The following is a 25997-nucleotide window of genomic DNA, read 5'->3' as shown; positions in this document are numbered from 1 at the left end:
AATTCGAGCGGATACTGGAATTCAGGGATTTTTGGCTCCGACTATCTTTTGCAGCTATCTTATTGCTAATTTTGTAGCAAAAGATTGCCGCCGTTACACATACGACATATACGATGAGAAAATTAACTTTACTTGCCCTGATAATAGCACCTTTGATCACGCTTCCTGCATTTTCGCAAGAAGACGTACCAAACTCGCAAGACCATCCTTTATTGTCGCGTTACGAAGGGTCGTGGATCAATCGATATAGCAAGAAACAGTTTGAAACATTTACCTATCCCACTGCGGCAGATCTGGTTGACTATAATAAACTGAAGCATGGCAAAAGTGTTGAAGGTGAGCTTACTTTTATCGAATATGTATCGCCGGAAGGCGTAACCGCCACCCAGGTATTCCGAACCTACCAAACCCAGCTGACCAAGGCCGGGTTTAAGGTGATTTTTTCATGTACAACGGGCGAATGCGGCGATATGCCCATGCATTTCGTGCGGGAATATGTGGACGGAAGATCAACCGAGATCGGCAACGCGATGGTGGGCCAAAGGGGCTCGTACATGGTAGCATCCGGAACTCACGACAACAAACCTTACGTGGTAAGCCTAGTCATTGGCGACGATAAAAGAAACAGCACCGCACGCTATGCCATCAACGTCGTACAGGTGGAGGAGTTGGATACCGAAAAGGTAAATGTGGCAACAGTGAGCGATAAGCTGCAGCGCGAAGGGCGATATGCGTTTTACGGCATTCATTTCGATACCAACAGCGCAGCAATCAAAGACGGTTCGGAGGAGGCGCTCAAAATCATTTCGGACTACCTGAAATCCAATCCGGATGTCCGCGTATTGCTGGTAGGCCACACCGACAATTCCGGCGACTACCAACACAATGTGGACTTATCACTAAAGCGTGCCGAATCGGTTGTCGTTAAATTGGTAGCGGATTACGGCCTAAACCCGGATCAGGTCACAGCAGTCGGCGTGGGCATGGCTTCACCTGTCGCTACCAACAATGATGAAGCCGGAAAGGCACTAAACAGGCGAGTGGAGCTAGTGGTCCGTTAGATGCGTTATCTGTTAAATAGTTGGTTGTGCTGCCTATTATCAGCAGTATCATTTGGGCAAAGTACCGACACGCAGGACTTTGTCATCAAGAAGGAACGGGTACTTGATTATGAGCAAATTTTTTCCCCGGACGAAATACACCAGTTGGACAGCATGCTAACTGATTGCTGGAAAAAGGGCATAGCCGAGATAGCGATAGTAACCATAGACCAACGCCACACCGACAGTGAAAATTTTGACAACTATGTGTTCAACAAACTGACCGCATACGCTTTGGGCGAGGCCGGAAAGAATAATGGGATGGTGATCGCCATATCCAAACAACTTCGTCAAATGCGTATCGAAAACGGATATGGAATAGAAAAAATACTGAGTGACAAGGAGACGAAAAAAATAATTGACGAGCAGTTCATTCCCGAATTTAAGGAAGGGCGATATTTTAACGGCACCTTGAATGGATTGACGGCTCTCATCAGGACTGTAGAAGAAGTCATGAAAGAATATAATTACCGAGATGAATCGGTTCTTTTTCAGCCTTCGGTTTTTGAAAAAATCAGGCGTTTTGTGCTGGAAAACGGCACGCCACAGACCTTTCGCAACATAGACAGCGACAACCCTTCATACAATTTCACTTCACTGGATGTGTTTCTCGGCCCTTCAAGACATAACGCTTTTGTGCTGAAAGATTTTTCAGTAGCCGAATATTATGAAATGACCATCCGCGATAATGACGGCAGTCATTACCAATTTGTATGCTTTGATGAAGATATCACCCAACAGACATTCATAAAAAAGAAAATGCAACCCGGCAGGGTTTATTGGTTGAATCCCGGTGATAAATTCTTTTCTTCCGATATATGGCCGTTACTGGCGCAAATAGAAGATGAAATTGCCCAACGTCCAGACCGGCAATGAATTAATCGGATGCCTGTTGCTTATGCAGGCATCCCTATTGGTTTCGGCCAATGAAACACCACGGCTACAATCCAGCAACCTCGTGGTCTGCGGAGACGATACCGGTCAATGTCACAGAATTCCGAATACACCGTCACCACGTAAACAAATCGCCAGCGTGTGGGTTAAAATTAGAAGACGTACCATTAAGAAATAAGCACATGAACAGGGATTTAAAACCCCGGCATTGAAAAAGGCTTGTACCCCGTCGGATCAAAGCTATACTCGCCATCCTGGATGCCGGTCACCTCGACGTCAAACACGCTGCTGGTAAATTTATGCATCAGGTACGTAACCCCGCCAAGTTGGATATAACCGATGTTCAAAAAGCCCACCATGGCAAATTCGTCCGGCGGCAATATGACATCCGTAGAGGGCACCAGCCAAATATTCATATCAGCCCCCTCAGCATCCTTCCCTTTGTATTCTTCTGAATACAGCGCGGTTTGAAGGAAAGGGACGCGGTTCCCCGTTTTCTTGAAATGTGCTTCAAAATGCGCCAAATCAGCTACATCCTCGGGTGACGGTCCATACGTCATACCGATGTCCATTCGAATCTCCCATTTATTGCCTTCCGGATCTATCATATATTGGATCATCACCCGGTCTCTCATAAACACATCAACCTGTACAGCTCCTTCTGCTTCCGGGAGCATCCCCACAAACGTTTCGCTCGGTATAAACGCTTCCCGCTCTTTTAAGTTTAGAAAAGAATGGCCTTGAAGGGTTCTGCCCTGCGCTTTATCCATTGCTCTAAAATCAATGCGCTTGGTGTTGTTCGGGAACGTAAAACAAGCATGTTGTATCAGGTAATTTTTAACATCAAACCCTTCTCCCCATTGTACTTCGCCAGTGCCACCGTATTTCCCGTCGATGACTTCAAGGCTTTGGTCTTCCTCGATCACGGGTGCGCACTCAACCAATACGAGCACCGCCTCGGCTTTAGCCGCCGCAAAGAAATTGTTCTTATTCAACAATTGATCGATCTCAGCACGCGTAAGGGCTATTGAATAAAACGTGCAGCCTGCTTCGGCGGCACAAGTCGCCACTGTTTCGGTCTTGATGATTTCGCGCTCCTTCGATGTGCAGCTGAGCAGCAAGGCCAAGCAAACCAATAGGCCGACTTTAAACCGTGCCCCCATCCTATTTCTGGTCATAGTCATTTAAATTTATTTCATAATAGTTATCTGAAATCGCGGTCAGCCGATGGCGCACGCGGCGTATGGCCGATTCGGTATCGGCGGCAACCTCGATTTTCCCCGCCGGCAAATCCGGCATGAAATGCACCGGAAGTTTGGCGTCGGCGACCCGCCTGTTGAAATGGACGAGTGCACGCATATCCACCGCCGTATCGGCCACCCAAACCGTGCTATGTTCTTCCGTTTTCTGGTAGTCAACCTCATAGGCTACGCCTTGCAGGGTAGGCCAACCGTAGTTATTTGCGCCAAAAACCTGGTCGTCGCCCGAGGGTTGCAGCCACCCGGCGAGCGCGTCATCGGATACGGGAAATTCAAGCGTATCACGCAACAATCCACGATGGCCTTCCGCGTCGCTATACGCCGTGATGTATTCGCCCGTAGGCAGTGCCAATATCCAATCTGCCATCTCATCGGTAACCCCATATGCCTCGGATGTAAACAGCCAAGCACCGGTACGATCATTATGGTAAACCGTCATCACGCCGGACCGGCCTTGTTCGCCTTCGGGGATCCACGTGTTTTCATACTCCCAATGCCACGAATGGTAAAACGTGTACCGGTCATATACCGACGGCACGCCGACCATCACATCCGCAACCGCGAAATCCGAGGCAGCCACGGCGGGCCGCTGCTGCACTTCCGGCAGGCTGCACGCAATGGCGAGCAGCCCCAAGCCTGCTATTAAACCGACTTGAACCATTCCTGAAAATATTTCCCTACTGCAGGCACGGCTTTCTCTTGTCCGTTGAGCGCCGCGATTAACCCGATAACCCAGCATACGAAAAGAAAGATCACCCCGATGATACAGACGATCCACCCGAGGATCGGAATGATGTTGATCATGCCCAGGGCCAAGCCCGTGAGCATGATGCCGAGACTCTGCCGGATGTGATAGGCGGCGAAGCGCTGCCGCTTTTCATTGTTCATCACGAACGCCGCGATGAGTCCAATCAGCGTAAGGTATGCGATGATCGCAACGGACTTGTCGGGTTGCTGCCCAACGGCAACGGATTGTTGATGGTTATTTTCCATGGTTTCTCACTCGTTATGTCTCCTCAATTACAGGCATCCAGTAGTCTTCGCGCTAATTCGATGGCCATCGCCTTGTTGTCGTCATCGGTATCTTTGGTATCCACCTGCAGGTTGAACTTCACCCCGTTTTCCAACACCACCAACTCCCGGGTCTCTACATTCCAGACGGCCACATCGCCAAGCCCCTCCACCCTGCGGTAGCCTTCCGCTATTTTCTTGAAGGCACCACGGAGCGTTCCTGTGACTTGTTTGGCGGTCTCCTTATCCACACCCTGCTTCTCCAGGTTGCCCAGTGCTTCCCGCGCGTCTGGATCGGTAACCTTGCCGTCGTTCAGGTCTTCCAACACGTCGTCGACCACAGCATCCTCTTCGGCCGTCACCGCACGGTAGGAATCGTTGAACTGCTTCAGCGACATGGCTTTGATGCTGCCCAACTGCACATTATCCTTAAACGGCATCGTATAGCCACCCCGCTCCCGGACGCGCTGATTATCGAACGTATAATTGACGCTGTGGTGTTCCGGCTTCATGATCTTCGTGTATTTCACGTCCATCTTGCTTTCGTCAAATCCGGTCAGCGCCAACACGAGGTCCTTAGTGAGCAACTCGTCGTATTTTTCTTGGAAAGCCAGCAGGCATTCGTTACCCCCAGCTGCATCCGGGTCCGCCTCGCGGCGTTTTTCGGCAGCTGCGATGGCATCGTCCACGTCGATGCCGCCGATTTTACCGCCGTTGTTCTTGTTGTTTCCCTCGCCGCAGGCACCGGCCGCCAAGCCGATGGCGACCATCGGGATCAGGAATGTGTTTTTGTTCATTGGTAGCTATCGTTAGTTGTTTTTGGATTTCACAGGTAACAATTCATCCGGATTACCCTTCGATTTAACCGGGAGCAGGTCATCTTCGCCCCCTTTGGGCTTCACGGGCAACAATTCGTCCACCGGGTCACCCTTAGATCGTACCGGCAGCAGGTCATCTTCTTGGTTTTCATGGAGCGGATCCCCCGCTTCCTCATCGGCTGCAATCACGCAGGCAAACGAAACCGGCACGGTGACATGGCACGGTGCCTGCGCTGGAACGGATACGGTAATTTCGAAAGCACCCTCGATCAATTCATCGTTTACGATGGTCGCGTTGTACACCAACTTCATGGGGCTCGCCATCCCCCCACCGAAATCCATCAAGCCCCGGAATCGGTTGGGCGCAACGGTTACCCAGCGCATGTAGGCATTATTAAGCAAAAATTCAGGCTTGAAAGGCTTCGGGAACCGGATCGTCCCCGCCTTATGCAACCCCTGTATCCTCCCCAGGTAACTTCCGATATCGGCCACGCAGGGCGAAGCTACCGGCGTTCCCGTACCGCCTTTCCATGCACCGTCTTTGGGCTGTACCTGCGGATCGAACAGGTAAATCATCGTATAGCCATCACCGCCATACAATCGATCCAGCTCGCCGCGTGTCAAATCACGCTCAACGTAGGTCTTCCAGTCATCCCCTACCTTCGCATGCACCAGCAAATCGTCACCACCGATGGAGGAATAAACCTTGTCGGTATCTAAAACCAAGTCCATTTCCTCGCCCGTTACATCCAGCAACCGGAAGGTACACCCTTCGCCGGAGACGCAGGTTGCCTGCAATATGTTATCATTTCCATGAGCGGCCATTGTCAAAAATCCAATGACCAGCATTGTCAATACGATCTTCATTTTATTGATTGTTAAAAATCATTCGCGCAAAGCTGATTGCTTTCCGCTTATTTACTGCCGGATCATCCCCAAAATTGGTCGTGACGGTAAATGCCGCGCCATCCGCGAAGACATGCAACACCTGTGTGGGTAACTCCCAAACGGCCGCTTCGCCGACGCCTTCCAGTTGTTCCAGTGAGAGATTCTTGGCCACATCGGCCAAGTAAGCCGTTTGGGCGATCGCCACATCGGCATTCACCGAAGTATCGTTGACCAGCGCATCGATCGCCGCTTTGATCCCGGCAGAAGTCAGGTATCGCCGTTCGAACGTGGCCAAATCCATGGCCTCCAGGTTGGCAATACCGATCGAATGATGCTTGGGCAGGTTTACCGCTTCGCCCGTAAGCGTGGTAAACGAAATGCCCCCCGGAGCCTCCCAATGGTAGGCCAGTTTCTTCTTCGATGGATGATTATCATAATCTTCCACATGCCGGGCAATGCGCTCCGCTGGGATACCCGCCAACTCCGCGATATCACCGATAGCAATTAACTCGTCGAGCTGACCAGCGGCAGCTAGCAACGCTGCACCGTCAAATGACGAAGGAACAACTGCTTTGTCCGCATTCCCCGCGCAGGAAACGACAATGCACCCACCGATCAGCAGGGCCGCAAACCACTGCGATGTCCGATTGAAAATTCGCTTCATGGCTAACCGACGATTACTGTTGAATGAATTCGACGCGCCTGTTCTGCGCTTTGCCGGCGATTGTCTCATTCGACTCCACGGGTTCCGTTTCGCCCTTACCGTCGGTCGTCAGTCGTGCACCATCCAACCCGAATTCGCCTACCAAGGCATTCTTTACGGATGCCGCACGGCGGATGGATAGCGTCAAATTGGCCGCTTCTGCGCCATCGCTATCCGTATGGCCAACGATGTGGAAGTTGCCGGGCATTCCGCCGATGGCGTTGGCGATTTCATTCAATGTAGCCCATGATTCAGGTTTGATACGCGCCGAATTTACGTCGAAGTAAATCGTACGCGAAATAAATTTTTTCTCGGTCGCGATTTCCTTGTTCACGGTCTTGGCCGTTACCGCACCGCCACCACCTACGCGGACGTTGGTCAGATACGTACCATCACCCCACATGTTATTTGCAAAAACCAATCCGTACGGACCGGGCTTGGGAAGCCCATTAGGTAAGTCGATATACTTGGTTTCGTTGACATACAAAGCAATCGCTTTACCGTTCCGAGCGATAGAGATGCGGTTTACTTCACCATTCAACCATCCATCCCGGTTGGTACTATCGTGCAAGGTCATTTCTTCTTGCGTAAGATTTCCGTTATATTCAGTCACTGCACGAAGATTAAGCGCGCCTTTCTCCCCTGAAGGATGAATATCCAACGTAATTTCAGGTTCGCTGCTGAACCACTGGTCGTACTCCGATCGATCGGCCATCTTTTTCACAATCCCTACCTTCAGCCCACTCATCATCTCGTTCATCGTTGCCGGATCTGCATACATATCAAATTCCAGTGTAAACTCCTCCGGAAAGTCATTGAAGGCGTTCGGAAAACTGAGCCCTTCCATGGGTGTGCGCAACCATCGATTTTCACTACCGGGAATAGTCGTTATGGCCGGCTCCCCCTTATTACCGGTAACCGTCCATTGTGTAGCGCCGCTGCCTAGTGATGAATTGGAGAAATCCTCGAAAAACAGTGTCTGCGTGCCCGGCACGAAATCGAAATCGCGGTAACTGCTGAAATCGGTATCGTCGTCATCCGATGCATTGCTGCCACCCGAGGATTGTTTTCGGGACGACTTTTTCGCAGTCGAGGCATTTCCGTCACCGCTTTTTTTCTTTTTCTTCTTGAAGATCGATCCATCGAAAACCTTATCTAGCGTATTGTCGACTTTCTCGTCGATCTTATCTTCTGTTTTTCGGATCGTCGTTTCCTTCGTTCGGTTCACAACGCGTTCGCCAACCGATTCTTGGCCCATAACGACATACGTAATCAATGAAATAGGCAGTACAAGCAATTTTCCTTTCATGGCAAATACAATATTTTCCCATTAGTGTGCCGTACGGGAAAAAGTAAACATGCCGCGTGAAAAAAAATAAAACTTTTGTTTACTTTGCCGCCGATCAACTACTAATGGAAAAAGACAGCGTTCTTCTTGATGGATTGAGAAACGGCTCGGATCGTGCAATTATCCGGATATATGATGCTTATAAGACCGACTTTATCCGGTTTGCAGTAAGGTATCCGCTAGCGTCCGAAGAGCTATTGGATATTTACCAGGATGCGGTGATCGTGCTTTGGGAGCGCGCGCAGCAAGGCCGGCTGGACGCCCTGAAAAGCAGTATCAAAACCTACCTGTTTGGAGTAGGTAAATACATGATATTAAACAGGCTGAAAAAAACGGCGAAGCAGCAAGTCCTCACGGACGATGTCGCGGAAATACCCGACCCGCTATACGATGAAACCCTCCATCACGACCGGGTTGCATTGCTCCGGGAGGGCTTTCAGCAGTTGGGCGATCAATGCCGTAAAGTCTTGCGGCTATTTTATTACGAAGGCAAAAAACTGGACGAAATCCAGGCACAATTGGGTTATACCAACAAGGATGTATTGAAAAGCCAGAAATCACGCTGTCTCAAACAGCTGAAGGAGCTAACAAAAGGGAAATGATATGCAGCACGAAGCGCTGATAACGGGATATTTCGAAGGTACGCTCACGGCCGAGCAACAGCAGGCGTTTGCGCAACTGTTGGCGGCAGACGCGGATTTTGCACGGGAAGTCGAGTTCCAACGGGAGGTACGGCAGGCCATCGTGCTAACCGAACGGGCACAACTAAAGCAGCTACTCCGTAACCATGAGCAAAAGAAGCACAACGCCGCACCCCGTTTACGCTGGTGGATCGGTGCAGCGGCCGCGGTTTTACTGGTAGTTGGCGGCGGCACCTGGCTATGGCAGCGGACGTCGTCGGCACCCGCCCTCTATGCCGAATACTACCAGGCTTACCCCAATACTGTCATGCCAACGGTACGGGGTGAACTTACGGAAACCACCGCACAAGCGGCCTTCCGTGCTTATGACCGGGCCGATTATGTCCGCGCGGAGGAGCTATTCGAAATGCTACATCGGGATACCGGAGAGGTCTATGCGCTGCTTTATCGAGGGGTTTCCCTTCTCGAACTTGGTCGCTTTGCCGATGCCGAATCGGTACTCGCGCAATACCCGGCCGATAGCCCCCTGTACGCCTATGCATGCTGGTACCGGGCACTGGCCTTGCTGCGGTTGGACGATCGTACGCAAGCTCGCGGGTTATTGGAAGAATTGGCACAAGGTACTACACCCCTGGGGCAGACCGCCCGCGAATTATTGTCGCGGTTGTAGCCGTTTCCGGTATACAAACCCAAGGGACACCAGGATCGCCAACACCAGCCCCACACCAACGCCCATCCAAGCCATGCCCTGTCGGCGTGGCACGACCAATGGCGAATCATCACCATTGACTACAAAGCCCGCCCAGAAAAACGGGTGCCGTTTCATCGGATTATTTTCGATAAATGCACGCTTTGCCTGGGCCATTGCCGACGATTTAGAAAGTCCCTGTGCGATTCCTTCATAAAACGACGTCATAATTTCGGCGGTTTCCTTATCCGGCGCCTGCCATAAACTCACCACCGTGCTCGCCACACCGGCATAGGCAAACGCGCGGGATAAGCTCATCACGCCCTCCCCCTTCACCAATTTACCGTTCCCCGTGTTGCAGGCGCTGAGCACCGCCATGCGGGCAGGGATATGGAGGGCATGCAATTCAGAAAAATACAGCTTTTCCGCACCGTTGAATACCAGGCACGACTCACTGAAATCATCCTCATAAAAAAAAGAATGCATGGCAAAATGCAATACGTCGTAGTCGCCCCGCCGATCCAGAAACGCGCGCTTGGTCGCATCGCTTGAAATAAAGCGGTCGCCCCCGAAAATTGCCGCCACACGCCCCGCTTCCTCACGGGCGTGCCGCAGGTCATTGACCTGATAGCTCGGAGAAAAAACGCCCAGCCTTACGGCATCGAGCGCAGGAAAAGAAGCCTGGCGATGCAACAGCCAGACCGGAAGCGAATATGCATAGCTTATTGCCTGGGTTTCACCGATAAATTTCCCCAAGCGGGCATCATACAAACTCTCAAAGGGAATGTAGTTCAAGAAATTATCAGGGATCAACGTCGTCATCTTACCGGCATGGTCCCCGAGGAGTACGCGGTGCAACGAATCTGATAACTGCTCGTATCCTTCGGTCAGTCCGCGGAGCGCCGTGGCATAGCGAAACACCGATGACTTGAGCGAATCCACGCGGGCAACACGGAATACCGTCACACCGTCCGCAGTGATTCGGGTTCGGTAAACGTATTCGCTGGCTACATGAAATTTCACCATCGATTCTTCCGGTTCCAGTGTCGCCAAAACTCGGCGTACGTCAAAGGCCTGAGCCACGTCCTGCCCTTGAGATTCCTGCTTCACCCGCAGCTTCTTTTCAAACTCCCTAATCAAGTGCTGCGAAGCATTCTGCTCGATCAAGCTCAGGTAATCGACCGCCCCCTCCGGTTCATCCATGCTCAGGGTAAGCAACCCCTCCATGATTTCCAGGTGCAGGCCATCAATCAGATCGGTATATTCGCCCTTTAGGTAATACCGATTAAACATCCCAGCCGATGCCTGGTATAAATTCGCCGCCTTGCGGAAGGTTTCCTTCCGGCCATCACGGCGGTAACCATCGTATAGTATCCGTGAGCTTTCGGTAAGCACGCGGATAAAGGTATAAGACGAAAGGTCACCCAGATCTGCTGCTGTTAGCTCCGCAAGCGGGATTGTCCGATCCGCTTGGTTTCGGACAATCTCTCCTATCGATGCCTCCACAAGCCGCTGGGCTTCCTCCCATTTATCCATTCCACTGAGAATCATCGCCTTGATGGTTTGCACCGCATATTTACTGGCCGAAAACGAATCGAATACCATGCTTTGCTCCGCCCGGATCACATAGGTCAGTGCCTGTTCGTATTGTTCCATCCGATGATACACCGTTGCAAGCTTGGCATAGCAAGCCAACCGGTAAAACGGGCTATCATACCTATCGGCGATGGGCAGCGCTTGTTGTGCAAACCGCACGGTAAGTGAATCATCACCTTGCTCATAGGCATTATCAAACAGGATCTTGTATGCCGCCAAAACGATACCCAGATCATCGATTTCCCGGTGCATGGTATCCACATAGGCATACGCCGTTTCCAAGTGCCCCTGGGCTGCCAGCACGCGTACGTTTCCGAGCAGGTGCATACTCCGCGGTTTGCGGTAGGACGGATCGGTGAGCGACGGCCGCCCACCTCGAACGTAATGCCCGTAAAACCGGCTATTCATCCGCTTCCGTATCGTGTCGGCAGCTTTCAAGTCACCGTATCCGATCAGTTCGAACGTCAGATTCTGGTAACCCGAAATGAGGTTGTCCACCCCATCGTCATCCAGTTCGATCGATTCCCATATCTCTACGGCTTTACGGAAATAATCCAGCGAATAATACGGGACATATAGACTCCCATAAGAATAGGCCAGGTCGTTATACAACAACCCCATAAGCTGGTCGGGATCGCCAGCGCGAGCTTCATACAGTCCCAGCGCTTTTTCATAACGCACCACGGCACTGGAATCATCGCCCTGGTCGCTCAACGCCAATCCAGCTTGGTGAAGGGAGTCCGCCTGGGCTTTCCACTCGTCTGGCTTACCGTTCAGGCCGGTATCGCCTGCCTGCAATAGCCAACTCATGAGCACCATGACGATCATTCCGATTTTCAAGCCGATTTCCCTCCTATGATCAACGACCTGGAATGGGTGTTCCGTTCAACGGTATAGGTAGCGCAGGAATACATGGCAGCTAGTTATTTTCGTCCGCCAATTTACAAAAAGTTCAGCAAGGATTCCGAACTTCAAAACAACTCCAGCGGATCCATCGCCAGAAATGTTTCCCACGGAATGCCTGATGTTCCGATCAACAACACCTTATCCGGCTCTGTTGCCTTTCGGAATGCAGGCATACTAACGCCGGTCTGCGTTCTCCCGCTCTTCACCTCCAGCCCCACCACCTTGCCCCGGCGCTCCAATACAAAGTCGACTTCATGCCCCCCTTCCCGCCAATAGTGGATGTTATATCCCCCAGCATAGGCGCTATTGATCAAATGTGCTCCAACGGCAGATTCTACCATGTGTCCCCACTCATCCGGCTTTTGACGGATTTCTGAAAACTGCTCATCCCGCTGCGCGCTGATCAACGCCGTATTATGTACCTGGAATTTCGGACTAGATGACCGTTTGCGGATTAATTTTGGATCGTACTTTTCCAAACCGCCGAGTAAACCTGCCGTGTTGAGCAAATCCAGGTAATGCGCCAAGGTCGTCGTATTACCGGCATCCACAAGCTGGCCCAGCATTTTGGAATAGGCCATTATCTTTCCCGAATAAATGCATCCCATCTCGAACAACCGTCTCATCAATGCCGGTTTGTCTACACGCGTCAGCATCAGGATATCACGCGAAATACTCGTCTCGATCAACGAATCGTATACATACCTTTTCCAACGGTCCTCGTCACCTTTAAGCAATGCAGCCCCCGGATATCCGCCAAACCATACATAGGTTGACACGTCCCAGCCAAACGCGTCGCGCATCTCGCTAAAAGACCAATGGCCCAAATAAGACGTCTCAAACCTACCGGCCAACGATTCGGTGAGCCCTTGCTGCAATAAAAGCCTAGAAGAACCCAATAGGATCAGCTTCAAATTGCGCCCCTCACGGGTATCGGTATCCCACAGCAGTTTAACCGTTTCGCTCCAATTAGCAATCTTATGGATTTCGTCGATTACGAGCAAAAATTCGGAAGCCCGCTGTTGCGCCATCATCAGCCTTGCCGTTTCCCATTGTTGCTCCAACCAAACGGTCCCCGCTGCCGGCACCGCATCGGCCGTAACGAAATGGAAAGCGTGCTGATAGCTAGCCGTCAATTGGGTCACCAGTGTAGTTTTTCCCACTTGTCGGGGGCCCATTACCAACTGAATGAAATTTCTAAGCTCACTAATCCGAGATTTAAGTACTTGCAAATAAGGCCGCTCAAACATGGTTTCAATTTTACTCAATACACTGAGTAAAATTACTCAATATATTGAGTAAATCCAATAGCTTAGATAATGATCGCATCCATGCGTGCGCCAAGCTCTATTAAGTATCCACTAATGTCATCAACGAATGCTTCCGGCCCACACACATAAAACCGTTTATCAAAATCGCCTATGGCCTTCACCAGGAAATCGCGGTCTATTCTTTTTTCACCAAAACCGATTACGCCCTCTTTACTGAAAAAATTGGCGTAATTTTTACCGATCATCTGCGTAAGTTCCTCGTGCAGAATTACATCGCTGTGATAATGATTGGAATAGAACAAGCCAATGTTTCGCATATTGCCACTGTAGAATAAGGCCCGGAAGATGGCTATAAACGGCGTAATACCGGTACCGCCTGCAATAAAAATACCGGGACCTTTATAATCGATGGTCCCGAATACATCTTTCATCCGTATGGAAGTCCCTGCATTCAGCTTGCCCAATTGCTGCGTAACACCGTTATGATCGTTATGGATTTTTATTATAAACTCCAGGTAGTCCCAAGAATTAAGCGACGTAAAGGAAAAACTGCGCCACTGGTCCTCCCATCCCGGCGCATTAACAGCTAGACGCGTGGAGTGCCCGGGGATGTACGAAAAATCGGCAGGTTTTTCCAACACAAAACGTTTTACGTTATGCGTCACGTAGTTGGTATCTAAAATCTTTAAATCGTAAATGTCGGTAACGATGTTGGTTGTCATGCTGTATAATCTCGCTTAGCTTAGTCCTTTTTCGTTCCGCAAACTACAACTAAATTAGGAAAACAGCAATAAAGTGGCGATCGGATATCACAGCGGTTGCAATCCAACCTTCGCATATGCTTCGCCGCCAGACACCGGGGTGATTTCCGGGTCACTGGCCATAGTCGGATGAGCGCTCGGCAACGTGAGGTAGAAGGTAGAGCCCATAGTGGGCACACTTTCCACGGTTATCCTTCCGTTCAGCCGTTGGGTCAGCTCGCGGCACAAGAATAAGCCCAAACCGATTCCCTTCTCGCTTTCCGTTCCGTATGTCGACTGGATCTGACCGTTGAAAATCGCACTGATATCGTCCGCTGTCATCCCCACGCCGTTATCGCGCACAAAGATCGTACATTCTTCTTGTTCGGGATTTTCAGTCACGCCCACGTTTACCAAACCGCCCTGCTCCGTAAACTTGATGGCGTTGCTGATGAGGTTGCGGACAACCAGTTCCAGCATTTCCACATCGGCATTTATATGGGCACCAACGTCAGCATCCACCTGAATGTGTATTCCCTTTTTCTCAGCGATAAACCGCTGTACATCCAGCACCCGCTCAATCACGGCTATTGGTGCCACTGCTGTAAATACAGGTTTAATCCCTTTTATCTGTGCAAGCACCCAGGAGAGCACATTATTCAACAGGTCTGACGTATTGCGTGCTGCCACCAACAAATCCGCTCTCAGCGCCCTACCCTGTTCGGGAGGAAGCATTTCTTCCGATAAGATTTCAAGTGTGCCGGTAATGGCGTTCAGCGGATTCCGTAGGTCGTGACCCAAAATTGATATCAACTCCAATTTCTCACGGTTAGCCTCCTGCAGCAACCGGTTTTGGTTTCTGATGCGCTCGCTCTGATGCTCGATCAGCTTTGCCCGAGCTTCGGCCGCAGCCCGCTCACGGTCGTAGGCCCTCCTAAGGTATCTCGTGGTTAAAAAAATCGAAACAACGATAATGGGTAGCGATGTAATCAGGTCGATATACCGGGCGTCTTCAGATTGGTAACCGGCCATTATAATCGCCGGATTGACATATTCGAGCACCAACAAGCCAACAGGAAAGACAAGGTGCAATACCAAGCCCACCGGTTGCAGGCGTTCACTTGCAAAAACCATTACCAGCTGATAAGACAGGAGAAAAAAATAGAGAGCCGGTCCGTCACTTCCTCCGTTATATAGAAAAACGAACGTGATTAGTAAGTAGCTCCAAGCCATGTACACGTGTAAACCCGTTTGATACCATCCGCGGCATCGCGAGAGGCCATACATCAGGAGAATCATCCCTTCGGTAACGATGAGTACCATGGCGATTTCGGTGAGCCCCAAATACCAATCGAGCGGTATCAGGATAGCCAACAATAGAAATGTGAATATCGACACCACGTTAAACCCACGGTTCTGGCGGGGCATTTCATCAGGTTTACCGACCAGGCCGTTCCAGTATCGCCAGCGTGCGGCAACAATCGACTCCATTAATTTATTTCTCAACAAAATGTCCAGCCTATAATGATAAGACAAACATAGTTGAAAATTAGCATTTTTTTAAACCTGACGATAAAAGTTGCGGTCATTAGCAACAAGCAGGCATCCTGGTCTTGGGGCATCTTTACTTGGGCAGCACCTAGCTTTAATTAAATGACTGCCTAAACTCCAATGGTGATTGATTGGTTTTTTGCTTGAACAATTTGCTGAATGATTGCGGGTGTTCAAATCCCAATTCGTACGCAATTTCACTGATCGACAGATTCGTCGTACTTAACCGTTCTTTGGCATGATCGATCAGTTTGTTCCGGATGAGCTGTTGGGTACTTTGCCCGGTATAAATCCGTAACAAACTCCCTAAGTAATTGGGAGAAATATGCAGTTGCTCCGCAATGGCCGTCACCGTTGGAGTCCCCTTTTCCAGTAACTTTCCACCTTCAAAATACCGGGCAAGCGCCAGTTCAAATCGCTCCAGCAATTCGTGGGTCGATTTTTTACGGGTAAGAAACTGGCGTTCATAGTAGCGCTCCGAATAGATGAGCAGCATTTCCAGTTGGGCTACGATAAGCTCCCCGCTGAATTTATCTATATTGGATTGGTATTCTTTTTCAATCTGTTGCAGTATATCCGCAATCACTTGTTCTTCTTTGTCCGAAAGGAAAAGTGCCTCGTTTACGGCATACTGAAAAAAATCGTAAGACCTGATCTTCTTCGCTAATGTGGTGCCCCACAAAAAATCGGGATGAATGAGCAACAGCCAACCTGTCGGCTCCGCTTGGGCTTGCTGATCGACCTCCAGCTTCAGAAATTGAAGTGGCGAAATAAAGGTCAGCACGCCCGAATCAAAGTCATATTGCTGTTGCCCGTAGTTGAACCTGCCAGAGACATTCCGCTTTAACCCAATGGAATAAAAATGCTGTATCCATTTCAACTCATTGTCATCCACCGGATAGGAAACCTTGCTGTAATCAATCAGGCTGATCAAGGGGTGTTCCGGACCGGGTAAATTACAAAAGGCATGGAATTCAGCTATTGAATTAAAGCGAAATGTCTTTTCCATCCTGCTAATTTAAGGTTTTTTTATAATGCCTTTTGGGCCGTTGGCCGTACAACAATTTCGTTCACATCCACATCCGCAGGCTGCGATACCGCATAGGCTACCGCGCGGGCAATAGCCGCGGCAGGCAGTAAATCCGTCCTAAACTTTTCAATCGCCAGTTGTTTCAATGCAGGGTCCGAAATGGTTTCCGCCAATTCAGATTCCGTTGGTCCGGGCGCTACGAGCGTAACCCTGATGTTGCCGCTTACTTCCTGGCGCAGCCCATCCGAAATGGCCCGAACGGCAAATTTCGTAGCGCTGTATACCGTAGACGTGGGTCCTACCCATCGGTCGCCAACCGAAGTAATATTTACAAACTGGCCGCTGTCTTTCGCTTCAAAAATAGGTAGTGCCGCAGCAATGCCGTGCAACACGCCTTTTACATTTACATCGATCATCCTGTGCCATTCGGCAACCTTGTAGTTGTTCACCATCGAAAGGGGCATCAATCCGGCATTGTTTACAAACACATCAAGCGTGCCGTACTGTTCTACCGCATAGTTTGCAAATGCAAGCACATCTTCCGTATCGGTTACGTCCAATTTTTTGTACACGGCTTGGCCACCATCTGCCGAAATGGCCGCAACAATGCCTTTCAGGTTATCCACACGCCTTGCTCCCAGCACCACCCTGGCACCCAGCCCTGCCAAATGACGCGCAATTGCTTCACCAATGCCACTACTCGCTCCGGTAATGGCTACTACTTTTCCTTTGATACCATCCATTTTTCTAAAATTTTTATGTTTAAAACCATGGATACAAAGGTGCGCCGCAACCAAGTTCTTGACGTAGCTAAATCAACGAATGGTGTAGCCAAATCGTGTTAAGTCTGATTTTCACACCGCTTCTCCACTACCGCCTTCCGTTTGCACCAGGCACGTAGATGGGGCTCCTCGATTTCACTGTTGGAAACATTCATTCCCATATCGGTTTTTTAACATTAAACCAACATTACAACCAATAGATTGTCGTAAATTGGGTGTTTTATTAGTTACACTAAAAGCACAGTATTATGGCAAAGAAAGTTTTGTTAGTCGTTGGAGACTACGTGGAAGATTACGAAGCAATGGTTCCGTTTCAGGCAATGGGATCCGTTGGCATCGAGGTTGATGCCATTGCGCCCGACCGCAAAAGTGGCGAGGTGGTACCTACCGCCGTGCATGATTTCACCGGCGATCAAACGTACAAGGAGCTTCGTGGCCACAATTTCGCCATCAACAAGAATTTTGACGATGTAGATCCCGCCGAATATGACGGGTTGTATATCGCAGGCGGCCGGTCGGCAGAGTACATCCGGCTCAACAAGCGGGTATTGGAAATCACAAAGCACTTCTTCGATGCCGACAAGCCGGTGGCGGCAATCTGCCACGGTATTCAGGTATTAACCGCCGCAAAAGTACTGAGCGGCAGAACACTGACAGCCTATGTCGCTGTGGGGCCCGATATCGAACTTGCCGGCGGAACGTGGAAAAACATTCCCGCAGACCAGGCTGTGGTAGATGGCAACCTGGTCACATCCCCAGCGTGGCCCGGGCACCAGGCCATCTTAAGGGAATTCTACAAATTGCTCGGCATTGTGGTATCGTCGTAAAATAGACGCGATTATCGCTTGCCCCTTCGCGGGCAGGCAATATACGCCTGCCCTTCAAGATAGCCTAAAAGGCTATCAAAAATCAAGTTATCCTAGCTGAGCATGACTAACCAGCTGATTAATTTATTTTGTGAATTGTATACGGGCCTGGTCTAGGACTCTTCCAATGCCAGTTTTATCGTCAAGAAAATGCGCGAGGGTCGAACACATGTCTACGGCTTCTGTGATCTAAACCCAATGGTTATGCTTAACGGAATCTTTTTCTGCAAGCAAAAAAAGCTTATATTTCCTCTAAAATAATGTCTTTCATTGGCAGGAGGAGAAACCGATAAATTCCTTTTTATGCAACGCGATTAAATTGCATATAAAACGTAATTTATCTAAGTTTGTATTCATAGCATAGTCATTATACGATGGATAGCTTGTTATTATATAAAAAACTGAATCATTTGCCTGATGCCATGAAAATCCAGGTGGTAGATTTTATTGAGTTTCTCGAACAAAAAGCTAAGAAAGGAAAAAAGAAAGACAATAAGCCCTTGCCTAAATTCGGCAGCGCCAAAGGTATGTTTGTGATGCGTGATGATTTTGATGAGCCGCTGGAAGATTTCAAAGATTATATGTAATGGCAGGTAATTTATTGGACACCCATACATTTATCTGGTTCATTAACGGAGACAAAGCATTATCGTCCAAGGCATTAGAAGCCATTGAAAATCATCCCGACGCAAATTAAGTCAGCATCGCCAGTCCATTAAGCCCAGCGATGCGGGCGCGTCTTATTCCTCCACGGACAGCGCAGGGTTCCAGACCACTTCCCACAGATGGCCATCAATATCCCGGAAGTAACCTGCATAACCGCCATAAAACGTCTGTTGCGGTGGTTTGACGATGGCAGCTCCGGCTTTTGTCGCCTGGTCCATCACCTGATCCACTTCCGTCTTACTGCTCACGTTATGGCCAATGGTAAACGCACCGGGCTTGCCGCCGCCTGCAGGTAGGCCGGTGTCCGCGGCTATGCTCGTCCAAGGCCATAGGGCTAGTTGCAAGCCATCCTGCAACCGAAAGAACGCTACCGCACCATTTTCGTATTCGGTACCGATAATACCCTCGGTTGCTAAGCCTAGGCCGTCGCTGTAAAAGGCAACCGACCGCTCCAAGTCAGCAACGCCTAATGTGAGTACAGAAATTCTTGCTTTCATTAGAAAATAATTTGTTCTTCAACTGTCTAATGGAACCTGCATTTTCATCGCCTTTTTTGTCAGTAGACGCTGACATGGCAGGTTTCATTTTTTAAACTGTTCGATCAAAATTTCAGCGTGTTAAGTTGCCAAAATAGTTCATTCATCGCGTAGCGAATCCACGGGGTTAACCACTGCCGCCCGAAAGGCCTGCCAGCTCACGGTGAGCAAAGCGATCACGACAGCCGCCACCCCCGCCAAAGCGAATACCCACCACTGGATATCAATGCGATAAGCAAAATTCTCCAACCACAGATTCATCACCCACCACCCGATCGGCGAGGCGACGACAACGGAAACCAGTACCAGTTTTACGAAATCCGAAGAGAGCATCCGAACGATTCCCGCCACCGAGGCTCCCAACACCTTACGGATCCCGATTTCCTTCATTCGTTGGAGGGAAACCAACGTAGCCAGCCCAAATAGTCCTAGGCAACCGATAAGAATCGTTACAACCGCCGAATAGTTGACGATTCGGGCTAAGCGGTGATCCTGCCCATGCATTTGTTGAATATGCTCGTCGTAGAATTGGTAATCAAAAGGAGTTTCCGGATACAGGGAGGTCCATTCCTCGGAAATTTTCGCCAAGGTGGCCGGCCAATTGTGTTGCGTTAACCTAATGCTGATGTTTTTTGCCTTGTTGCCGGATTCCTTCAACGACAGCTTCACCGGCTTTATCCCCACTTTTAGTCCGTATAGGTGAAAATCAGCCACCACGCCGACAATCCGTTGGTTTTCGACCAGCTCGCCAATAGCGGCAGCCGCATTAGGGTAACCCGCCGCCTTAGCGGCAGATTCGTTGATAACGATTTCTTCAGCAGGGATACGTGGCTCCCGCCCGCTCACCAGTTGCATTTCATACAGATCCATCCAGCCTTCACCAATCGTTTTGCCCAGCAACTGCATGATTACAGGACCGGATGGGCCAACAAATTCTGTCTCATGCGAAACCATGGAAGTTCCCATTGGCAAGTCACCCAACGCCGAAACCACCACACCCGGATGGCGCGAAAGCAATTGCTGAAACAACAACTGCTTCGCTACGCTTAGCGAATCAGCCTCTTTGCTAACGGTAGGAAAATCGACGGCAACTACCGCATCTTTCCGGAATCCAAGGTCTTTGGTCAATGTGTACCGCAATTGCAAACCGATAACCAGTGCACCGACGACAAATACCTGTGCGATCACGAACTGAAATACAATGAGCACACGCCTGAACGAAATCCCTTCGCCGACGCGGTCTACCTTTCCCTTCAAAGCCGCCACCACATTGATCCGCGTAAGCAACCAAGCCGGATAAATGCCCGAGAGCAGCGCAATCAGCGACACCAACCCGACGAGGTATACAGCTGCACGTGGATAGTCCAGGTAATCGACCATTCCTTCCGGAAAATAATCTGAAAACAACGCGATGACCCAATGCTGCATTGCCAAGGACAAGGCAAGTGCCAACACGGCAACACACACCGTTTCGCCTACAAAACGCCACGCAAGCTGGTGAGATACGCCGCCCAATGTTCTGCGCACCCCGATCTCGCGCGCACGTTGCGGCATAAGTGCCGTGCTTAGGTTCACGTAGTTGATTATTGCCAACAACAGCAGAAACGCCGCGATGCCCGCAAGCCCGTAAAACACCTTACTGTTTACTGTACGGTGAGTCGGACTGTAGTAATCCGCCGCATAATGTCGTTTATTGATTGGGATAAACGTATACCAATAGCTCGAACTGAAGCTCTCGAAATACGCTCTATTTTGCTTCTCATTGATGGCATTGATTTGCTGTAACACCCGTTCCCGGGAAGCGCCCCGGTGCAGTTTTAAGAAAAGCAGACAATTCTGCCGCCATCCGAATTCCAGGTCGTCCGGCCATTCCTCCTGCGATATCCGAAAAAACTCCTGCGCGTCGAATGACGTATTATAGGGCAGATCTTCAACGATTCCCGAAATCGTCATTACCTTATTTTCGTCGTAATCGATGGTTTTCCCGATCAGGTCTGCAGGCTTCTCTTTTGGGTAATACTGTTCAGCTCGGCTTCGGGTAAGCACCACTTGGTTCGGTTGCGCCACAGCTGTGACGCGATCTCCAGCCAGCCAAAGATAAGGGACCATATCAAAATAAGCCGGAAGCGTAGCGACACGCCGGTCGATGCCGTGTGCCTTATCCGGATGATAATACATCGGGATAATATCATCTATTCCGGTAACTTCCTGTTCAATCCGCGGCGCCAGGCCCATTGCCACCATGGTAACGCCATTCTCAACATCGGCAGATTTATTTCGTATGGCTACCTGTACATAGTCGTCTGCATCGGCAAACGCACGATCGAAACTCAGTTCGTAGTCGACCAATCGAAAAATAACAAACGCTGCACATAGGCCAATGCTCAGCCCCAGGATGTTCAGCGCGGTGAAAAGGCGTTTGCGCCAAAGATAACGCAATGTGGTTCTTAGGTAATTCGGCATCATAACAGGTTATTTATACTCGTACCTGCCCAATGATAAGAAATAATTATCAATAATCAATCGAATGCCTACCGATCCATTACCTAAACCACCAATCGGATATTGGGATGTTCGCCGATGATTTCCAGCAACATATCCATATACGTCTGCCCTTCCCCGCATTCAAGTTCGTCGAGTTTCTTCCGCGCCCATTCTGGATTGAATGTTTCCGGCTGTTCCAACTTAGCCCGGTAAAACGCGATGGTCGCCGCTACCCCCAGATCTTCTTTGTTTTTCTCAAAATGAAGCCATTTCAGGCATATCGGTTCATTCCCACGGATAGCACCGTACCCACCATGCAGTACATCATTGAATGCATCCAGGCTTGGCCCGAGGGTAAAGCCCACCTCTTGCATAAATACCCGGTTCACTTCGTCATAAAACGAGGGAATGTCGTGGATGCGATTTCCGTCAAGGATCAGCTCTTTTATCTCTTCTTTGGACACGCTTGCTTTTTCCGATAAAGATAGCCCAAAAAGTACCGCTGGCACTTCAGCCTGTATGCCAACAGTATATCGATTGGCCGGTCTGCTATTTCTTGTTATGGTTTTCAACAGCTTCAACAATATCCTCCTTGATAAACTCCCAGTATTTACCCCGTAGACATATCGGGTCAAATTCGTCTTCCGCCAACTCAAAATTCGTAAAGTTCTTTAGAATAAGTTCTTTATCATGTGTGTAGGGATAACGTTGTTGATGCAAGTCCAACATAGTTTTGATGTCATGGTCAATCAATAGCTCATGCAAATCCCAAAAGTCCTTTTTCCGTCCAACCCGTTGCACTATATCAATCTTCATCGCGATGATCTCTTCGATCGTAGCCAATCGAATCTCATCCACTGCTAATGCAGGCTGTATGAACAAATCCGTATAAAAGACATCCAATTTGATAGCATTTTCCTTGTCAGCACCGATGGTGTATGACTTTCCCATTGCCGGATTAAGACCAGAAGAATGGTCGTGAAAGGGAAATGTATTGCCTATAAATTCATCAATCTTCTTAAAATCAATACTACCATATGGCACATCGGAGAATAGGTCAATGTCCACAGATACACGATGCCCGATCTGTAGACTCAGCGCAGTACCGCCTACTAACCGAAACGGCTCGAATACAGACGAACGCATCAGCGCAATCAATGAATCGTTTAATAGGTCAGTTACCGTGTGGTAATAGAGCATGGTTAACCAGCTGATAAATTCGTTTTATGAATGGTATATGGACGTCTGGTCTTGGACTCTTCCAACGCCAGTTTTATCTTTTCCTCACCATAAAAGCGAGTGATCTCTTTTTTATCATTTTCATTTCCACGTTCAAAGACACGTTGGATAACGGCACGGTATTGTCGTTGCCAATCTAGCCGGTTGATATCGGTATCCCAAAAAAGCGATTTACTGAGGATGGATAAATCCGGCGTATGTTTGGTTTCCTGTTCTTTAACCTTTTGGATATCGTAATAGGCCTGTAAGATTACCAAAGTACCTTCCTCCAAGCCAAGTTTGCGTTCGATTTTCAGCGCCAATGGCGTACTGAGTCCTCTTTTCCCTTTTGTTATTGCGTTAAACGTTTGGGGATGCTCAGCTAAGGACAAGGCAAAGGGACGTTGCTTGATAGCACGCTTCTTTAGCTCTCTACCAAGGACGATTCCCGGATGGATCCCTTTGTATTTTTCGTATTGACTGATCACGATACAAATATAAACATTTTTGTTTACATAATACAATGGGAAAGAAGCCGCTGATACCGGCGTCTTATTCCTCCACGGGCAGCGCAGGGTTCCAGACCACTTCCCATAGATGGCCGTCAATATCCCGGAAGTACCCTGCATAACCACCATAAAACGTCTGTTGCGGCAGTTTGACGATGGCAGCTCCGGCTTTTGCCGCTTGGTCCATCACCTGATCCACTTCCGCCTTACTGTTCACGTTATGGCCAATGGTAAACGCACCGGGCTTGCCGCCGCCTGCGGGTAAGCCGGTATCCGCGGCTATGCTCTTCCAAGGCCATAGGGCCAGTTGCAAGCCATCCTGCAACCGAAAGAACGCTACGGCACCATTTTCGTATTCGGCACCGATAATACCCTCGGTTGCTAGGCCCAGGCCGTCTCTGTAAAAGGAAACCGACCGCTCCAAGTCAGCAACGCCTAATGTGAGTACAGAAATTCTTGGTATCATGTCTTAAACTATTCAATTCAAAATTTCAGCGTGTTAAGTTGCCAAAATAGCAAATATATGCGACGATGTTATGTTGGAAGCGTTTATCACCATCGACCTCCAGCCCCACCTCCGCCACTGCTTCCGCCACCAAAACTGCCGCTGCTGCTTCCGCCAGTGGATGAGCCACCACCCGATGATGACGACGAACTGCGTACTTTCTTCGGGATCACCACCTTGCCGAGGGAAACATGGTAGTCGCAAAACGTACATTCTTCAATGCGTTCGCCCTCACCCGACGCGCTGTAGGTAGCGGCCTTGATGGTTTTCACAAATGGCTTTTTCAATGTACGGTAATGACACGATGGGCATTCGGAGAAGTTTTTCTTACGTAATCCGTCCCAACCCACCGTCTTGATTTCACCGGTTTGCAGATGCTGCCAGATCTGGTAACTACGGGATAGATTTTTCTCCTCGCTTAACTGCCCCTCGTCCAGTAAGTCGGTTTTCGCTTTCAATTGGTCGCGGTCCAGTCGTTTCCAATTACCCGAATCATCCGGCGGCACAAATCGTACTTGCATTGCATTTCTTCGACTCAAAAATGTGATTAGACCAATCAGCGACAAGGGTGAAAGTAAAAGTGGAATCGCCATCCAGCGGTGATAAGTTGCCAATGCGGAAAGGCGGTTTTTATCATCCCGATAGGCTTTTCGGATATATTCCTCACCCTTGAAATATTTGATCGAGATCGCCAAGCTCCCACCGACAGCCAGGTACCAAGGGATTAACTGTACCTGAAAGATAACTTTTGGATCCATCCCCATAAACCACAATGCAAATACCCCGACAAACAACACCATCACCATACATCCACAACCACCAACCGCAGCCAGTCCATTCTTCCCGACAGATTTGCGTCGTTTGTCTGTTATGATCTTTTTCTCCGCAACATAACCCATCCATTTCATCACCGCAAAAGTCAATACGATGATGACCAACGAATAAATCCACACATCCCAATAGCGATAGAAAAACGATTGCTGTCGCATTTCCGCCTTTAACTCCGCTGCTCTTTGCGGGTCTAAAAGTACGTCACGGATAGCAGATACCGTTGCCAGCAAGCCACCGTCGTAGTTACCTTGTCTGAACTCGGGCACAAGATATTGTTCGCCCATGCGCTTCAGCAAGGCGTCAGGGAGCGCTGCTTCCATCCCGTACCCCGTTATAAACCGATAAGCCCGGCGTTCCGTTGCAATAAACAAGAGCAGCCCGTTGTCGTTTTCCTTCTTACCGATTCCCCAAGTTTGGAAGAGGTCAAGTGCAAAATCGAAATCGTCGTCGCCTGCAAAGTCTGCTACCGCCACAATAGCGACTTCTGCTGTCGTATGTGCTTCGATTTCCCGCAACAACGTATTCAGGGAATCCATCGCATAGCCACTGAGTATGCCATCCGGATTGCTGACAAAAAAATCTTGTCCTTGCTGTTTAGGATTGGGTATCTCTGCAACGCTGTATTGCGCAACGGTTATACCGTGCATTGCTACACACAATAGCAAGCTGAACGTTATTCGATGGATTAACATGCTCGCCAAAGATAAAGATTTCCATACCGAACGGAATACCTGAAAACAGGGTTTTGTTCGAAACAGCGACTCAACGAAAATGAATGGGCGACCATTCGGGTACAGACATTGGATGAAACAATCCGTTGCCATGTGGGTTTACCAATGAAAGCATATCTATAACGCAGAATATGAAAGATTTCAAAATTGACATAGATGAACTGGAACGTATCGCCACTCACCTGCCCACTGGAATCAAATTCCGTTTTACGCCGACCGATACGGAGCCCGAAGGTTTGGATCCAGATAACGTACTACTTTACGATGACCTGGGTGGCGTGTGGATTGGCCAGGTGGTCGACGGAGAACATGATGATGTAATTATGCATGCCGCATGGGACGCGGTCAACGAAAAATATTGGGAAGGCAAAAATCCGGAGTAAGGGCGAAAGATGGGTGACCATCGTCCGCCCCCAACCGACGAT

27 protein-coding genes are annotated in these 25997 nt (G+C 49.4%); 7 read left to right on the top strand and 20 right to left on the bottom strand.

All coding sequences use genetic code 11. The annotated features are described in order from the left end of the window. Positions 1-113 precede the first annotated feature (113 nt). Both IEV98_RS17880 and IEV98_RS17875 read left to right on the top strand, forming a co-directional pair. Positions 114-1061, top strand: coding sequence for an OmpA family protein (locus tag IEV98_RS17880; RefSeq protein ID WP_188507396.1), 948 nt, complete (start codon positions 114-116; stop codon positions 1059-1061). After that, on the top strand, positions 1062-1976 hold the full coding sequence (locus tag IEV98_RS17875) for a TPM domain-containing protein (RefSeq protein ID WP_188507395.1): 915 nt from the start codon (positions 1062-1064) through the stop codon (positions 1974-1976). 212 nt (positions 1977-2188) lie between these two features. Here the strand turns inward: IEV98_RS17875 and IEV98_RS17870 are convergent, their stop codons facing one another. From IEV98_RS17870 to IEV98_RS17840, 7 genes are read right to left on the bottom strand one after another with little or no spacing between them, the layout of a single operon-like run. Beyond that, positions 2189-3172 (bottom strand): hypothetical protein, encoded by a 984-nt coding sequence (locus IEV98_RS17870; RefSeq protein ID WP_188507394.1) that lies wholly within the window; start codon positions 3170-3172, stop codon positions 2189-2191. Next, positions 3159-3914, bottom strand: coding sequence for a hypothetical protein (locus tag IEV98_RS17865; RefSeq protein WP_188507393.1), 756 nt, complete (start codon positions 3912-3914; stop codon positions 3159-3161). Before IEV98_RS17865 ends, IEV98_RS17870 begins: the two co-directional genes overlap by 14 nt. Further along, the gene (locus IEV98_RS17860; RefSeq protein WP_188507392.1) at positions 3896-4246 is read right to left on the bottom strand and encodes a DUF4870 domain-containing protein; all 351 of its coding nucleotides are present in this window, start codon (positions 4244-4246) and stop codon (positions 3896-3898) included. Before IEV98_RS17860 ends, IEV98_RS17865 begins: the two co-directional genes overlap by 19 nt. A 23-nt stretch (positions 4247-4269) precedes the next feature. Further along, positions 4270-5061: a hypothetical protein gene (locus IEV98_RS17855; protein ID WP_188507391.1), complete on the bottom strand. Its 792-nt coding sequence runs from the start codon at positions 5059-5061 to the stop codon at positions 4270-4272. Positions 5062-5073: 12 nt separating this feature from the next. After that, positions 5074-5949, bottom strand: a complete 876-nt coding sequence (locus tag IEV98_RS17850) for a hypothetical protein (protein WP_188507390.1) — start codon at positions 5947-5949, stop codon at positions 5074-5076. 1 nt (position 5950) lies between these two features. Beyond that, positions 5951-6634 (bottom strand): hypothetical protein, encoded by a 684-nt coding sequence (locus tag IEV98_RS17845; protein WP_188507389.1) that lies wholly within the window; start codon positions 6632-6634, stop codon positions 5951-5953. Between the two features lie 13 nt (positions 6635-6647). Continuing rightward, the gene (locus IEV98_RS17840; RefSeq protein WP_188507388.1) at positions 6648-7982 is read right to left on the bottom strand and encodes an OmpA family protein; all 1335 of its coding nucleotides are present in this window, start codon (positions 7980-7982) and stop codon (positions 6648-6650) included. Between the two features lie 104 nt (positions 7983-8086). Here IEV98_RS17840 and IEV98_RS17835 point away from each other — a divergent pair, with 104 nt between their 5' ends. Further along, a complete protein-coding gene (locus tag IEV98_RS17835; protein WP_188507387.1) occupies positions 8087-8623 on the top strand; it encodes an RNA polymerase sigma factor in 537 nt (178 codons plus the stop codon). A gap of 1 nt (position 8624) precedes the next feature. Next, the gene (locus IEV98_RS17830) at positions 8625-9332 is read left to right on the top strand and encodes a hypothetical protein (RefSeq protein WP_188507386.1); all 708 of its coding nucleotides are present in this window, start codon (positions 8625-8627) and stop codon (positions 9330-9332) included. Here the strand turns inward: IEV98_RS17830 and IEV98_RS17825 are convergent. From IEV98_RS17825 to IEV98_RS17800, 6 genes are all read right to left on the bottom strand, one after another. Continuing rightward, a complete protein-coding gene (locus IEV98_RS17825; protein WP_188507385.1) occupies positions 9315-11786 on the bottom strand; it encodes a CHAT domain-containing protein in 2472 nt (823 codons plus the stop codon). The two genes, IEV98_RS17830 and IEV98_RS17825, sit on opposite strands and share 18 nt — an antisense overlap. Positions 11787-11917: 131 nt before the next feature. Beyond that, positions 11918-13120, bottom strand: coding sequence for an ATP-binding protein (locus tag IEV98_RS17820; RefSeq protein WP_229738825.1), 1203 nt, complete (start codon positions 13118-13120; stop codon positions 11918-11920). 44 nt (positions 13121-13164) lie between these two features. Next, on the bottom strand, positions 13165-13845 hold the full coding sequence (locus IEV98_RS17815; protein ID WP_188507384.1) for an FAD-binding oxidoreductase: 681 nt from the start codon (positions 13843-13845) through the stop codon (positions 13165-13167). 87 nt (positions 13846-13932) lie between these two features. Then, the gene (locus IEV98_RS17810; RefSeq protein WP_188507383.1) at positions 13933-15354 is read right to left on the bottom strand and encodes a sensor histidine kinase; all 1422 of its coding nucleotides are present in this window, start codon (positions 15352-15354) and stop codon (positions 13933-13935) included. 154 nt (positions 15355-15508) lie between these two features. Next, complete coding sequence (locus tag IEV98_RS17805) at positions 15509-16423, bottom strand: helix-turn-helix domain-containing protein (RefSeq protein WP_188507382.1); 915 nt, start codon at positions 16421-16423, stop codon at positions 15509-15511. Between the two features lie 20 nt (positions 16424-16443). Further along, a complete protein-coding gene (locus tag IEV98_RS17800) occupies positions 16444-17187 on the bottom strand; it encodes an SDR family oxidoreductase (RefSeq protein WP_188507381.1) in 744 nt (247 codons plus the stop codon). Positions 17188-17474: 287 nt separating this feature from the next. On the opposite strand from IEV98_RS17800, the gene IEV98_RS17795 reads away from it, so the two are divergent. Together IEV98_RS17795 and vapB are read left to right on the top strand one after the other, a co-directional pair. Then, positions 17475-18053, top strand: coding sequence for a DJ-1/PfpI family protein (locus IEV98_RS17795; protein ID WP_188507380.1), 579 nt, complete (start codon positions 17475-17477; stop codon positions 18051-18053). Positions 18054-18466: 413 nt separating this feature from the next. After that, the gene (gene vapB, locus IEV98_RS17790; RefSeq protein ID WP_188507379.1) at positions 18467-18679 is read left to right on the top strand and encodes a type II toxin-antitoxin system VapB family antitoxin; all 213 of its coding nucleotides are present in this window, start codon (positions 18467-18469) and stop codon (positions 18677-18679) included. Positions 18680-18832: 153 nt separating this feature from the next. Here the strand turns inward: vapB and IEV98_RS17785 are convergent, their stop codons facing one another. The 7 genes from IEV98_RS17785 to IEV98_RS17755 all read right to left on the bottom strand — a co-directional run bounded on the left by IEV98_RS17785 (position 18833) and on the right by IEV98_RS17755 (position 25488). Further along, positions 18833-19255 carry a VOC family protein gene (locus IEV98_RS17785; RefSeq protein ID WP_188507378.1) on the bottom strand — a complete coding sequence of 141 codons (423 nt, stop codon included), beginning with the start codon at positions 19253-19255 and terminating at the stop codon, positions 18833-18835. A gap of 138 nt (positions 19256-19393) precedes the next feature. Continuing rightward, a complete protein-coding gene (locus IEV98_RS17780) occupies positions 19394-21760 on the bottom strand; it encodes an ABC transporter permease (protein ID WP_188507377.1) in 2367 nt (788 codons plus the stop codon). An 80-nt stretch (positions 21761-21840) separates the two neighbouring features. Then, positions 21841-22350, bottom strand: a complete 510-nt coding sequence (locus IEV98_RS17775) for a barstar family protein (RefSeq protein WP_229738824.1) — start codon at positions 22348-22350, stop codon at positions 21841-21843. Beyond that, entirely contained in the window at positions 22328-22978 is a 651-nt protein-coding gene (locus tag IEV98_RS17770; protein WP_188507376.1) for a nucleotidyl transferase AbiEii/AbiGii toxin family protein, read from the bottom strand. The genes IEV98_RS17775 and IEV98_RS17770 overlap by 23 nt, the downstream gene beginning before the upstream one ends. Before the next feature lie 2 nt (positions 22979-22980). Next, positions 22981-23604, bottom strand: coding sequence for a helix-turn-helix transcriptional regulator (locus tag IEV98_RS17765; protein ID WP_229738823.1), 624 nt, complete (start codon positions 23602-23604; stop codon positions 22981-22983). Beyond that, positions 23549-23971 (bottom strand): VOC family protein, encoded by a 423-nt coding sequence (locus tag IEV98_RS17760; RefSeq protein WP_188507375.1) that lies wholly within the window; start codon positions 23969-23971, stop codon positions 23549-23551. Before IEV98_RS17760 ends, IEV98_RS17765 begins: the two co-directional genes overlap by 56 nt. Before the next feature lie 86 nt (positions 23972-24057). Next, the gene (locus IEV98_RS17755; protein WP_188507374.1) at positions 24058-25488 is read right to left on the bottom strand and encodes a TPM domain-containing protein; all 1431 of its coding nucleotides are present in this window, start codon (positions 25486-25488) and stop codon (positions 24058-24060) included. 215 nt (positions 25489-25703) lie between these two features. On the opposite strand from IEV98_RS17755, the gene IEV98_RS17750 reads away from it, so the two are divergent. Next, positions 25704-25955, top strand: coding sequence for a hypothetical protein (locus IEV98_RS17750; RefSeq protein ID WP_188507373.1), 252 nt, complete (start codon positions 25704-25706; stop codon positions 25953-25955). Positions 25956-25997 lie beyond the last annotated feature (42 nt).

The sequence above is a fragment of the Parapedobacter pyrenivorans genome, from assembly GCF_014636865.1.
GTDB classification, from domain to species: Bacteria; Bacteroidota; Bacteroidia; order Sphingobacteriales; family Sphingobacteriaceae; genus Parapedobacter; species Parapedobacter pyrenivorans.
The sequence above is the reverse complement of the archived record's forward strand: the minus strand, read 5'-3'. Positions and strand labels throughout refer to the sequence as shown.